10 protein-coding genes are annotated in these 14,315 nt (G+C 47.4%); 5 read left to right on the top strand and 5 right to left on the bottom strand.

Annotated features, from left to right (window positions below; genetic code table 11):
- Nucleotides 1–33: 33 nt before the first annotated feature.
- From BUB86_RS01900 to BUB86_RS01880, 5 genes are all read left to right on the top strand, one after another.
- Complete coding sequence (locus BUB86_RS01900) at nt 34–675, top strand: DUF4294 domain-containing protein (RefSeq protein ID WP_073204467.1); 642 nt, start codon at nt 34–36, stop codon at nt 673–675.
- A gap of 92 nt (nt 676–767) precedes the next feature.
- The gene (gene dxs, locus BUB86_RS01895) at nt 768–2,657 is read left to right on the top strand and encodes a 1-deoxy-D-xylulose-5-phosphate synthase (protein WP_073204465.1); all 1,890 of its coding nucleotides are present in this window, start codon (nt 768–770) and stop codon (nt 2,655–2,657) included.
- Nucleotides 2,654–4,009 (top strand): Trk system potassium transporter TrkA, encoded by a 1,356-nt coding sequence (gene trkA, locus BUB86_RS01890; RefSeq protein ID WP_073204462.1) that lies wholly within the window; start codon nt 2,654–2,656, stop codon nt 4,007–4,009. The genes dxs and trkA overlap by 4 nt, the downstream gene beginning before the upstream one ends.
- Nucleotides 4,003–5,460 (top strand): TrkH family potassium uptake protein, encoded by a 1,458-nt coding sequence (locus BUB86_RS01885; RefSeq protein WP_073204458.1) that lies wholly within the window; start codon nt 4,003–4,005, stop codon nt 5,458–5,460. Before trkA ends, BUB86_RS01885 begins: the two co-directional genes overlap by 7 nt.
- A 45-nt stretch (nt 5,461–5,505) precedes the next feature.
- Nucleotides 5,506–6,408: a type I phosphomannose isomerase catalytic subunit gene (locus BUB86_RS01880; protein ID WP_073204455.1), complete on the top strand. Its 903-nt coding sequence runs from the start codon at nt 5,506–5,508 to the stop codon at nt 6,406–6,408.
- Here BUB86_RS01880 and BUB86_RS01875 read toward each other — a convergent pair.
- From BUB86_RS01875 to BUB86_RS01855, 5 genes are all read right to left on the bottom strand, one after another.
- On the bottom strand, nt 6,405–7,400 hold the full coding sequence (locus tag BUB86_RS01875) for a DUF4435 domain-containing protein (protein WP_073204453.1): 996 nt from the start codon (nt 7,398–7,400) through the stop codon (nt 6,405–6,407). The two genes, BUB86_RS01880 and BUB86_RS01875, sit on opposite strands and share 4 nt — an antisense overlap.
- A gap of 48 nt (nt 7,401–7,448) precedes the next feature.
- Nucleotides 7,449–8,285 (bottom strand): AAA family ATPase, encoded by an 837-nt coding sequence (locus tag BUB86_RS01870; protein ID WP_073204450.1) that lies wholly within the window; start codon nt 8,283–8,285, stop codon nt 7,449–7,451.
- 40 nt (nt 8,286–8,325) lie between these two features.
- Nucleotides 8,326–8,946, bottom strand: a complete 621-nt coding sequence (locus BUB86_RS01865; protein WP_175549375.1) for an FKBP-type peptidyl-prolyl cis-trans isomerase — start codon at nt 8,944–8,946, stop codon at nt 8,326–8,328.
- Nucleotides 8,947–8,987: 41 nt separating this feature from the next.
- On the bottom strand, nt 8,988–10,529 hold the full coding sequence (locus BUB86_RS01860; RefSeq protein ID WP_073204444.1) for a glycine--tRNA ligase: 1,542 nt from the start codon (nt 10,527–10,529) through the stop codon (nt 8,988–8,990).
- Between the two features lie 126 nt (nt 10,530–10,655).
- Nucleotides 10,656–13,958: a TonB-dependent receptor domain-containing protein gene (locus BUB86_RS01855; protein ID WP_073204441.1), complete on the bottom strand. Its 3,303-nt coding sequence runs from the start codon at nt 13,956–13,958 to the stop codon at nt 10,656–10,658.
- Nucleotides 13,959–14,315 lie beyond the last annotated feature (357 nt).

Here is a 14,315-nt window from a genome sequence, read left to right as displayed (position 1 = left end):
TTATGAAAAATAAGCACTACCTTTGCACCCGAAATGAAGAAAGGGCTTGTAATATCTATCGCATTTTCTCTGTGTTCGTTTGCTGCTCAGGCGCAGGAAGAGGAACAGAGGATGACCGCTGAGCAGGTGCTGGCGGAGATGGACTCGCCTACATTTGTGCCTACTGTAAAAGTGGGGAAGGTGCTGCATGAAGGCGATAGCATACAATATATGGAGATGAACAACGTGTATGTTTATCCGCAGCTGACTTTTAAAAATAAACGACAGGCCCAGAGCTACATGCGACTGGTACAAAACGTAAAGAAAGTACTGCCTATAGCCAAAGAGGCAAGGATGATGCTGATAGAGACCACAGAATACCTAGAGACATTGCCGAACGACAAGGAAAAGGCAGAACACATGAAGCGTGTGGAGGCAGATATCTTCAAGACGTACAAGCCAAAAATGAAGAAACTGACATATAGTCAGGGAAAGCTACTGATAAAACTGATAGACCGCGAATGCCACTCAAGCAGCTACGAGATGATTAAGGCCTTTATGGGACCGATAAGAGCTGGATTCTGGCAAGTGTTTGCATGGGGATTCGGCGCATCGCTGAAGAAAGAGTACGATGCGCAAGGTGTAGACCGACTGACAGAACGCGTGGTACTTATGGTAGAGAGTGGACAGATTTAAAATAGTTTAATATTTCAGAATGCAAATTTAGTGATTTATTTTGTAATTTGAATAAATTTGCTTAACTTTGCACTCGAAAAATTGTTATTTGTGTGGAAAAATCTGAGTTTACTCTTTTAAATAAGATAGATACACCTGAAGATTTGAGAAAACTAAAGGTGGAAGATTTGCCAGCGGTTTGCGATGAACTGCGACGCGACATCATAGAAGAAGTAGCAGTGAACCCTGGACACTTGGCCTCAAGCCTTGGCGTTGCCGAAATTACGGTAGCCCTACATTATGTATATAATACCCCGGAAGACCGAATTGTATGGGACGTAGGACATCAGGCCTACGGACACAAGATACTGACAGGCAGAAAAAAACAATTCTGCACGAACAGAAAGCTTGGAGGTATCAAGCCATTCCCATCACCGCAAGAAAGCGAGTATGATACATTTGCCTGCGGACATGCCAGCAACTCTGTTTCGGCAGCACTTGGTATGGCCGTAGCTGCCGAGCTGGAAGGTAAGCATAACCGACACGTGGTGGCAGTGATAGGCGACGGTGCATTGAGCGGCGGACTGGCCTTTGAAGGTCTGAACAACGTATCATCAAGTCCGAACAACCTGCTGATTATATTGAACGACAACGACATGTCGATAGACCGCAGCGTGGGCGGCATGCAGCAGTATCTGCTGAATCTGGCCACCAACGAGCACTACAACGCGTTGAAGTTTAAAGCAGCCCGATGGATGAACCGTCATGGCATGATGAACGATGACCGCAAGAAGGGACTCATCCGACTGAGCAACGCCATGAAGAGCGCCATATCTCACCAGCAGAACATCTTCGATGGCATGAATATCAAATACTTTGGTCCTTTTGATGGTCATAACGTCAAAGAGCTGGTAAGAATACTGAGTCAACTAAAGGAAATGACAGGCCCAAAGCTGTTGCATCTGCACACGCAGAAAGGTCACGGATATGCACCTGCCGAAAAAGACGTAACCACATGGCACGCACCTGGAAAATTCAATCCCGACACAGGTGAGCGCATAGTAGACAATGACCCTACAAAACCACAGAAATATCAGGATGTATTCGGACATACACTACTGGAGCTAGCACAACAAAACCCAAAGATTGTGGGCGTAACACCTGCCATGCCTAGCGGATGCTCTATGAACATCATGATGAAGGAGATGCCCGAAAGGACGTTCGACGTGGGTATTGCCGAGGGACACGCTGTGACATTCTGTGGAGGTATGGCCAAAGACGGACTGATACCATTCTGCAACATATACAGTGCATTCGCACAGAGAGCATTCGATAACATCATACACGATGTAGCACTGCTCAATCTAAACGTAATATTCTGCTTTGACCGCGCTGGATTGGTGGGCGAAGACGGTGCTACACACCACGGAGCATTTGATTTGGCCGCTTTGCGCCCAGTGCCCAACCTCACGATATGTTCGCCTCTTGATGAACATGAATTGCGCCGACTGATGTACACCGCGCAACTGCCCGACAAGGGACCATTCGTGATACGTTATCCACGAGGCGGCGGTGAGTTGCAAGACTGGAGATGTCCGCTAGAAGAGATCAAAGTGGGTACAGGTCGTAAGCTGCACGATGGTAAGGACGTGGCTGTGCTGAGCATCGGACCGATAGGCAACAACGTAACGCGTTGTATCGCAGAAATGGGCGATACAGCCAGCGTAGCCCATTATGATATGCGATTCCTAAAGCCCATCGACGAGGACATTCTTGATGAAGTGGGACGCAACTTCAAACGCGTGATTACTGTCGAGAACGGCGTGATAAAAGGTGGATTGGGCTCGGCCGTACTAGAGTGGATGAACGACCACGGATATACACCAAGAGTGCAGAGACTGGGACTGCCCGACAGCTTTGTGGAGCACGGAACAGTGAAAGAGCTGATGCACATTGTGGGAATAGACGAGGAAGGCATTAAGAAAGCTATACTAGAAGCATGAAGATAATAATAGTAGGTGCAGGCGCCGTTGGTACTCACCTGTCGAAACTCCTGTCGAGAGAGCATCAAGATTGCGTGCTGATAGATGCCGACGATGAACGTCTGGCTAAGATGAGCGAGTATGACGTGATGACGTATTGCGCATCGCCAACAAGTATCAAAGCGCTGAAAGAGGCAGGTGTTCAGAACGCCGACCTGTTTGTGGGTGTAACTCCCGAAGAGAGTACCAACATTAATGCATGCATATTGGCTCACGCATTAGGAGCCAAGAAAACCGTAGCACGAATAGACAACTACGAGTATCTGGCCCCTGGTCTGCAACAGTTCTTCAAGAATCTGGGACTAGACTCGCTGATATATCCCGAGGTGTTGGCAGCCATCGACATTAACAACGGATTGAAAATGTCGTGGGTACGTCAACGCTGGGACGTACACGACGGAGCCCTTATTCTGTTAGGTATCAAGCTGAGAGAACAAGCCGAGATACTGAACCAACCGTTGAAGGACCTATGCGGCCCTGACGACCCATATCACATAGTAGCCATCAAGCGCGGTGGAGATACCATCATCCCTAGCGGTATGGATGAGCTGAGAGTTAACGACCTGGCCTACTTCATGACCACCAAGGAGTATATCCCCTACATACGTAAGATAGTTGGCAAAGAGCACTATACCGACGTAAAGAACGTGATCATGATGGGAGGAGGAAAAACCACAGTCAGAGCAGCACTGACAGCACCCGACTATATGAACGTGAAGATTATTGAGAAGGATGCCAAACGATGTGAGCGACTGAACGAACTGTTGGAGAACAAAGACACCATGGTCATTCATGGTGATGGACGCGACTTGGGACTGCTGGAGGAAGAAGGAATAAGAAATACCCAGGCTTTTGTAGCACTGACGGAAAATGCCGAGACAAACATCCTGGCCTGCCTGACTGCAAAGAAAATGGGAGTACGCAAAACCGTAGCCATGGTAGAGAATCTAGACTATGTAACCATGGCCGAGAGCCTGGACATAGGCACTATCATCAACAAGAAGACCATTGCTGCCAGCCATATTTATCAGATGCTGCTTGAGGCCGATGTCGACAACCTGCGATCGCTGATGATGGTTGACAGCGAAGTTGCAGAATTTACTGCTTCTGAAGGTTCAAAGGTAACAAAGAAACCAGTGAAAGACCTGGGATTACCATTCGGCGTGACCATTGGCGGATTGGTGCGTAACGGTGTAGGAATGCTGGTTAACGGTAACTCGCAAATTGAAGCGGGCGACTCAGTCATGGTATTCTGCCACGAACAGAAGTTAAACAACATAGAGAAATTCTTCAAGAAGAACGCGATATGGTAAACTTCCGTATCATCAGCAAGATTATAGGATCGCTGCTCTTTATAGAAGGGCAGTTCTTGGGATGGTGTGCCCTAATGTCGTTTCTCTATCACGAGGACGACCTGATGGCGTTTCTCATCTCACTACTGATTACATTTGGTAGCGGATTCTTCTTTCTATATCTTGGACGTAACTCAGAAAACAGTCTTAGTCGTAGAGATGCCTATGTAGTTGTGACAGCCGCATGGGTGGTATTCTCGTTCTTTGGAATGCTGCCATTTCTGATACACGGATGCATCACCAATGTTACCGATGCTTTTTTTGAGTCGACGTCAGGCTTTACAACTACGGGAGCATCGATTATAGACAACGTAGAGGTACTGCCACACGCCATATTATTCTGGCGATCGCTGACACAATGGATAGGCGGATTGGGAATCGTATTCTTTACCATAGCCATCTTGCCTTCATTAGTAGGCGGTAGTGTAAAGGTGTTTGCCGCCGAGGCCACAGGCCCCATCAAGGCCAAGATGCACCCACGACTATCTACCACAGCCAAGTGGATTTGGAGTATCTACTTTATGCTGACCATAGCATGCGGACTATCGTATTGGACAGCTGGCATGAACTGGTTTGAGGCATTGAACTATGCTATGACCACTACGGCCACAGGCGGTTTTGCTATCCATAACGAAAGTACTGAGTTCTTCCACTCTCCAGCCATCGACTACATATCGATTACCTTCCAATTCCTGTCGGGCATCAACTTCACCTTATTATATATTAGTATCGTCAAGATGAAGGTGAAAGCACTATTCACCAACTCTGAATTCAAGCTCTATATCAGTGTAGTAGTCGGAGCCACACTCTGGATTATGTACCTGTTGCTGACACGTATGGGCTACGATATAGAACACGCATTCAGAGCAGCATTGTTCCAGGTTGTATCGTTTATGACTACCACGGGTATGTTTAATGAAGACGCAGGAACATGGCCACACATCACCTGGGTGATATTGGGCGTAGTGATGTACTTGGGTGCATGTGCAGGCAGCACCAGCGGTGGATTTAAATGTGTACGTGGAGTGATGCTGCTGAAGGTGATACGAAATAACTTCCGCCAGATTCTTCACCCTAATGCCGTTCTGCCAGTAAAGATCAACGGTATCAACATACCACAGTCTAAACTGGTGGCGCTGTTTGCATTCTTTACACTGACGATGCTGATGACGCTGGTAACAGCCACCATCATGATTGTAGCAGGTATCGACAATACGAACGCTATAACCATAGCACTGAGTTGTGTGAGCAATGTGGGCCCAACACTGGGTACACAGATTGGTCCAGTCATGTCGTGGTCGGTACTACCCGCCTTGATCAAGTGGATACTTTGTCCGCTGATGCTCATGGGACGTCTTGAGATTATGACGGTGCTGGTATTGTTTACACGCAGTTTCTGGAAAGAAAATTAAAAAACTTCAATATAACACTTAACAAAACAATTTTTCAACAACACAATGTACAAATTTGAACCACTTTTAAAACAGATGATCTGGGGCAGCGAAAGCTGGCAGATCTCAGGAGTTGCAGGTAGCGAGACTATCGTAGCCTGTGGCGAAGACAAGGGAAAAACTCTAAACCAGCTTGTAAAAGAGCAGAAAGAGAAACTTATTGGCGAGGAAAACTATCAGCGATTTGGCGACGAGTTCCCACTGCTCATCAAGTTTATCGATGCGAAACAAGACTTGAGTATACAGGTGCATCCCAACGATGAAATAGCTAAGAAGCACGGCAAGAGTCGTGGTAAAACAGAGATGTGGTACGCACTTGAATGCGCCCCAGACGCAGCCCTGTATTGCGGTCTGAAGCAGGAAATAACACCAGCAGAGTACAAGGCAATGGTTGAGAATGACACCATTACCGATGCCTTGGCACGATATGAGGTAAAAGAGGACGACACATTCTTTATACCTGCAGGACGTATACACGCCATCGGTGGCGGATGCATGGTGGCTGAGATACAGCAGACAAGCGATGTGACATACCGCATTTACGACTACAAGCGCAAGGATAAGGACGGTAACTATCGCGAACTGCACACAGAGAAGGCTGCTGAGAGCATCGACTATACTGTGCTGCCTAACTACCGCACAGCTTATCAGCCAATGAAGAACGAAGGTGTACAGATAGCAGAGTGCCCCTACTTTACCACTGCCGTATACAACCTTACGGAGCCGATGACATTGGATTACTCGGAGCTTGACTCGTTTGTTATTCTGATAGCCGTAAAAGGTGAGGGTACCATCGTAGCTGATGGAGAGGAGCTGGAGTTTGCCAAAGGCAATACCATTCTTCTGCCTGCAACTACAGGCGAAGTGAAAGTTAAGGGAGAGATTAAGTTCCTTGAAACTTTTGTTTAAGCTTCCAAATAGCGACGGATATCCTCCTGGAGGCGACGGAATTGCTCGGAGGTGGTGTAGCCCGTATTCTTTTTAAGCATAACCTTGATGTCCTGGAGCGAGTTTTCGTAACAGGACATCTCGTTTCTTTTCTGCGTTTTGTGCGCTACAGCATAGAATATCTCGTTCTGGCGCTCCTGACGCAACAGATTACAAACCTTCGACAGGATGGGCGATACAACTGTATCGAACAGATGGTGACCCTGTATATATAAATAAGTGGTTTGCGGCATAACACCAAGCGCTCTTAAATCATCCTTTGTAGCCAAATACTCATCCTTTGCATCAGGGAACTGACGTTGCAACTCGTTAATCTTGGTGCGCACCTTACGCTTAACGTTAGCAATAGATGCCGCAGGGTTATGCACATTGAAACCACCAGGATCGGCTACACGACAGAAGTCGGTGATAGAGAACTTAGGATAGTTGCCATTGCGATACACCATCACAGACCATACAAAAAGCGGGAACAAAGCCTCGCTGAATTGCTCGAAATACTCACGAAAATCAAAAATGCGATGATCGTTGAGTGTTACCGATACGCAGACATTATGCAGTGAGGGTGCATAGCACTGAAAGTTCTCGATAGCATATACATAAGTATGGAATACATACGGACTCTCCAAAACACGACGCGACTGATGAGTACGGCCCTGTATCAGATAGTCGTAATCGGCATCTACACAAGCTATCATGTCTTTGCCCAGAGGCTCGCCCTCTAGGAAATTCATCAGCACAGACTTCTTGCCTCGTGTGAGGTTCATCTTTGATGGCAGCATGACTTCGAAGTAACGTTTATCGTTCTCGAACTCGCTCAGCACAGTTCGCCAGAAGTAGATATCATCATAGCTCTCGACATAGGCCACAATCCTATGCCGCGCCTTCTTTGAGGTAAGCGCATTGGCTGCCTCAAAATACTTGCTATTTAGATTATCTTTAAGTCTGCTAGGCATAAACTAGATTTACTAGACAAACTAGAATTACTAGATAAACTAGAAATACTAGACGGTGATATCGCTCACCTCGGTTACCGAATCTACCCAGCCATTCATAACGATGGCAGGTGAGTGAGTAGTAAGGATAATCTGTACGTTGGGATTTAGTTCCAGACACAAGTCAACCAGACGCTTCTGCCACTCAAGATGCAGCGAAACCTCTGGTTCGTCCATGAATAATACGTATGGCTGATTATCCTCAACAAGTACGGTGAGCAGGATAATCAAAATCTGCTTCTCGCCACTTGATAGCTGATAAGGCAACAGCACCTCGCCTATCTGTGTGAATCGCAACTCATTCTCTGTGCGAATCATCTTCTTGCCAGTATCACGGAACAGGTCGTCGACGATATCCTGGAAACGGGTTTTCTTCTGCGATAGCTGCTGGGCTGCCTCTGTATCGCCAGTCTGAAGTTTCTCGATGATGCGATTGCCTATGTTTACCTGATAATCAAGGTACTTACGTTGCAGGTTGTAAAGCTGGATATCAAGCAGCGAACCACCCCCAACTCCAGCCAAAGCCGACAAAGCCTGACGCAGAAAACCTTCGCCTTCAGCCAGTGTCTGCTGCAGATTAGAGTCGAGCGAGCGAATCATGTCATAACGAATCCACTTGGCATCCTCGGGTTCTACATCCAGATGCACGCCTTTAAGCATATGCGAAGGGAATTCGCCACCAGCTATCAGACCCTTCACCACCTTGTTAAGAATAGTACTCTTACCCACACCATTCATACCGCTAAGTATATTAACATGGCGGTTCAGCTCCCACACGATATGTTTCTTCCCACTCCAAAGTGAGTCGATTTCTATCCTCTTGATATAATCAGCGTATTTAGGCATAGGCAAGGTTTTTAGTAAGTTTTATGCTGTTATGATCTACCTAGAGACTAGGACGGGTTTCGCCTGGATGCCAGATGTCGTAGACGGCAATCTCGAATATCAGATCACTATATGCGGGTACATTGTCGTAATCAGACGAACCATAACCTAACTTATAAGAGAAATGTACACGCCAGCGATCGCCAACATGCATGTGCTGGAGGGCAGTAGAAAAACCGTCGCGCAGCCCACTCTCACCTGGACAGAACGTACTGGTGCGGGCTTTGCTCCAGTCAAAATCGCCTAGAAAGGTCTGACTGAACACGAAGCCTTCGCTATACGATGGGCTTGGAATCAGACGACCTCTGTAAGCCACGCGCACACTATCGCTGAACAGAGGAGTCTCAGTACCACTACCATTCTCAAGCACTTCAACATACACAAAGTCGGTATTAGCAGCACCCGAGGTTGAAGCATTCTTAGTATAAGTAAGATACTTGGTCATAGAACTGGCGGCCAACTTATCGATGTAATCGTCGTTCTTCTTCTGCCAATTGGCAAACTCGCCTTCTGTATCGCTAGAATCCTCGCTGCAAGAGACAATGAATAGTGAACAGTGAATAGTGAATAGTATCACACCCACATATCCAAGCCATTTCTTACAGCTATTAATTATATTCATACTTTTCATTATTCACTATTCACTAATCACTATTCACTTCATTACTGAAGCTTCTTGAGCAGACTTGCGATGCTAACCTTATCCTCGATGATAGCGTTAAGATCGCTGATGTTTACACGCTCCTGCTCCATGGTGTCGCGGAAACGCAGGGTTACCTTACCATCGGTGAGAGAATCGTGGTCTACTGTTACACAGTAAGGAGTACCGATGGCATCCTGACGGCGATAACGCTTACCGATAGAATCCTTCTCGTCGTACTGACAAGCGAAGTGATACTTCAGCTGGTCGATAATCTCACGAGCCTTCTCGGGCAGACCATCCTTCTTAACCAGAGGCATCACAGCACACTTAACAGGTGCCAAAGCTGCAGGCAGGCGCAGAACGGTACGGGTCTCGCCATTCTCCAGCTTCTCCTCGTCGAATGCGTGACACATGATGCTCAAGAACATACGGTCGACACCAATTGAAGTCTCGATAACGTATGGAGTATAGCTCTCGTTGGTCTGAGGATCGAAGTACTTGATGCTCTTACCAGAGAACTTCTCGTGCTGACTCAGGTCGAAGTTGGTACGAGAGTGGATACCCTCAACCTCCTTGAATCCGAATGGCATCTTGAACTCGATATCGGTAGCGGCGTTAGCATAGTGAGCCAGCTTATCGTGGTCGTGGAAACGATAGTTCTCAGCACCAAAGCCCAGAGCCTGATGCCACTTCATACGAGTCTCCTTCCACTTGGGGAACCACTCGAGCTCAGTACCAGGAGCTACGAAGAACTGCATCTCCATCTGCTCGAACTCACGCATACGGAAGATGAACTGACGGGCTACAATCTCGTTACGGAAAGCCTTACCAATCTGAGCGATACCGAAAGGAATCTTCATACGACCGGTCTTCTGTACGTTCAGGTAGTTCACAAAGATACCCTGAGCAGTCTCAGGACGCAGGTAAACCTTCATCGAAGCATCGGCGCTGGCTCCCATCTCGGTAGCAAACATCAGGTTGAACTGACGAACGTCGGTCCAGTTCTTAGTTCCGCTGATGGGGTCAACAATCTCCTCGTCGAGGATAATCTGCTTCAGAGCCTCGAGGTCTGGACCCTGCATAGCCTCAGCATAACGGGCGTGCAGGTTATCGCGCTTCTCCTTAGTCTCCTTCACGCGCTCGCTGGTCTCCATGTACTTAGCCTCGTCGAAGCTGTCGCCAAAGCGCTTGCGAGCCTTCTCTACTTCCTTCTGAATCTTCTCGTCGTACTTGGCAATCTGATCCTCGATCAGCACGTCGGCACGATAGCGCTTCTTAGAGTCGCGGTTATCAATCAGGGGATCATTGAAGGCATCAACGTGACCAGAAGCCTTCCATATAGTGGGGTGCATAAAGATGGCGCTGTCGATACCTACGATGTTCTCGTGAAGCATTGTCATAGCCTTCCACCAATACTGCTTAATGTTATTCTTCAACTCAACACCATTCTGTCCGTAATCGTAAACGGCTCCCAAACCATCGTAAATCTCACTTGAAGGGAATACAAAGCCATACTCCTTGCAGTGGCTTACGATTTTCTTAAATACATCTTCCTGTGCCATAATAAACGTTTATTTTACAATTTTGGTTGCAAAGGTACACAATTTAATTGATAATTGATAATTGATAGTTGATAATTAACAAAAAATCATAGAAAATCCCCGCCTTGAGGCGAGGATTAACTTGATTTAGTTGAACAGATAGCGTATTGTGAACATAATCTGATAAGTAGACTGCAAACCGAGGAAGTCGGAGAATGTCGTCAGATGGCGTTCGCCATTCACCGTATTATAGGTGTACTTGCCATGATTATACGACAAGAGCGACGTCTCGGTAACCTGCTTGTACAGTCCCCACCTCTTGTTAAGGAAATTGGGCAGATTCAGAATGTCTACCCCCAGTTGGAGGGTGTGCTTGGTCTTGCCGAAGTTCAGGCTCATATCGTGTTCAAACTTAAAGTCTATCTGATGATGCCAAGGCATCTTGGCACCGCCTCGCTCGGCATACTGTCCTGTGCGGTTCTTCAGGTAGTCATCCTGCTGGATGTATGCCCAGAAGTCGTCGCGCTGCATATCGGCAGTGTATACCTGATGGTTGGCGCCATAGGTGCTTTCGGCAAAATTCCAGCTATCCAGTTCCTTACGCGAAGCCGGCACATAAATCAAGTTAGCAGGAGCCAGGGCATCGCTATTCACATTGGCCGAGAAGATATAGCTGAAACGGCTGAAAGCATACTCAGTAAGGAAGCCGTACTGATAACCATCGTAGACAAGCGAGAAGTGCGAACTGGCATTCTTCGACTCCTTGAGCGTGTAGCTGGCCGAGATTAACAGACGGTTAGGGGCTACATAGGTAGCATAACCCAACTCGTTATCGTTTACTGCATTCACCGAGTTGCGATAGTTGTTGTAGGCCGAAGCCACCTGATTGCCGATACCATCAGTGTAGGTCTTGGCCTTTGATAATGTATAGCTGGCCGAGAGGTCGAGGCCGAAGTCGAACTTCTTGCGCAACTGGGCTGTCAAAGACACGTAATAGGCCTTATGCCCTGCATTCTCGAGCACATAGGCCGATGAGTTGGCATCGTAGTACGACATCTTGTGGCGTACATCGCCATGCCCCAGATCAATGGTCGACGAGCCGTCCCAATAGATATCGCGGTTGGCCACCACAACAGGATTAATGTCCTTGTTATAAATTCCTTCAAGGGTGAAATCGATGTCACCAGGCAGTTTGGCATCTACTGCCAGTGAGGTCTTCCACGTTTTTGGCATACGCAGATCATCGCTCAGGATGGTAGCGCTGCTGGGTACACTAATCTTGCTCTGGGCACCAATCTGCTGCAGCATGTCCTGCTGACTGGTAGTAAAGCTTGGGATGATACCCTTGGTTTGCGAGGCGATATACGATGTCTGACCCATACCTGAGTTGCCTACAGCCGAAATCAGCCAAACGAAAGGCAGACGACCTATGAACAAGCCCGAACCTCCACGCAGGATGATGTTTTGTTCGCCGGTGATATCCCAGTTGAATCCCACACGAGGCGAAGCCGAGATGCTGGCCTTGGGCACGTTGTCAGTACGATAGTGGTTGCCACCGAAATCAATCTTATAGTACTCCTCGTTGAAATTATCCTTCAAACTGGGATACGAAGGCAGCTCAAAGCGCACACCAAGCGACAGACGGAAGCGATCGGACAAACTCATATTATCCTGGAAATAGAGCGACCATTGGTTGGTGCTCATCTTTGCCACAAAATGAGAGTGGTCGGGGGTATTACCATAGGTGATACCAAACAGTCGGGTATTCTCGGGCTTGAACACGCTTGCCCAATCGCCAGCAGCCACCTGTTCGGGCGTAGCCTGAAAAGCGTAATAGCCTGCACCAGCCTGGGCATAGCCATTGGCAGCCCAGTCGTGTTCATACTGGAGTCCACCAAACAGGTTGTGCTTACCCAGCATGATGTTTATTTCGTCCGTAATTACCGTTGTCTTAGTCTGTGCCACATTGCCGTATGTAAACAGATCGCCCGTCAATGCCCAATAGGGATAGAGCCCCTGTCCGTTGTCCATCACTATCTCTACCACCGGTACACTCACGCCATACTCGTTGCTACGCGGCTGATCCTGATACGAATAGGTACCGCGCAGGGTATTGTGCAGTTTGCCGAACTTGCTGTTCAACTCAGCTGCTACCGAGGTAAAGCGGAACTCAGTCATATAACGGCTGGAGAGCGACGACATACCATAGTCGGTATTGCCGCCATACGAGTTCTGGTTGCCCCCATATATAATAGAGGTGCGATTGCTACCAATGCTACGCGAGGCCGATGCAGGATTAGCCTCCTTACGGTTCGACTTGGTGAAGCGCACATTAAACTTATGATCCTCGTTGATGTTCCAGTCCAAGCGAGCCAGAACGCGATAAGCCGGTGTCTTGAGATTATAATCCTGCCAAGGCCCTGTGGTTATGCCATAAGTGTTCTGCAGATAGTTCGACAGGCTCTCCAGCTCAGAAAGCCTTGGACGACGATTGGTAGCTGTATAAGGCGTAGAGCCATTTCCAGCCTGAACGGCAGGGCCTGCAGTTACATTATCCTCATACTCGGCATTAACAAAGAAGAAGAGTTTATCCTGCACAATAGGACCGCCAATGCTCAAGCCAAAGGTACTGTTATGTCCTTTAGGCAAATGCAATTCGGTAGAACGAATCTTATTACCTTTCAAGCCCGAACTTGTGAGAAAGGTATAAGCCATACCTTTAAAGGTATTGGTTCCACTCTTGGTAACAGCATTAATGCCACCACCAGTAAAACCGCTCTGACGCACATCGTATGGGGTTACAGAAACCGTCATCTGGTCGAGAGCTTCGAGCGAGATAGGCGTACCGCCACCAGGCAGCGGCGATGGCTCCATACCAAACGAGTCGTTGAACGAAGCACCATCGATGGTAACAAACGACTGGCGATAGTTACCACCACCAATAGCCATTCCGCTGGCAGAACTAGACTGTGGCGTCATCTTCATCAAGTCGGTCATCGAGCGTCCGATAGTAGGCACAGCGGCCATCTGACTGGCATTCAGATTAGTCACAGCACCAGAGCGATCGCTACGCATGGTATTGTTGGCCTTGGCAGTTACCACAATCTCCTGTATCATCTCCGAGCCTTCGCTCAGTGTCGCATCAACAACGGCATTCTGTCCCAATGCCAACTGAATATCTGTGAACCTAGCTGTCTGGAATCCGATATACGATATCTCCACCTCGTAAGGTCCGCCAGCTTTCATACCAGTGATGGTGTAATGGCCGTCGATATTTGTAACAGCACGATATACTGAACCCGAAGGAACATGCTTGGCAGTAACTGTTGCTCCGATAGCTTCCTCGCCACCAGCCATAACTGCGCCAGTGATACCAGAGGTAGTAACCTGAGCCAAAACGTTAAGCGAAATAGTCAAAAAGGCAACCGCTAATGTTAGTAATCTCTTCATTGTCAATCGGTTTTATTAGACTTACGGGGCAAAGATACAAAAAAAAACAAAGGTTTGCAAGCTTTTTGAATAGAAAAATAGAAAAACTTTTTAATTTTTAGCCTCATCTCTCAACAAATCTCTCAAAAGCCCTTTATACAAAGGCGTTTCAAGCAATGAGAGATTACTTTAATCTCTCATCTATCTCTCAAGATGATGGAGAGGTGAATACTTTAATCCCAACTAATGAAAATTTATTCCCAACTTGGGAACAATTCATTCCCAACCTGGGAACAAAACGTTCCCAAGGTGGGAATATTTTAATCACTATAAAGAAAATTCCGCCCCTCGTAGTATCGAGGAGCGGAATTATTATTG

Origin of the sequence: Xylanibacter ruminicola, from assembly GCF_900142525.1 — a bacterium.
In the GTDB taxonomy this organism is placed as follows: domain Bacteria; phylum Bacteroidota; class Bacteroidia; order Bacteroidales; family Bacteroidaceae; genus Prevotella; species Prevotella ruminicola_A.
This window is presented reverse-complemented; position numbering and strand designations above follow the sequence as displayed.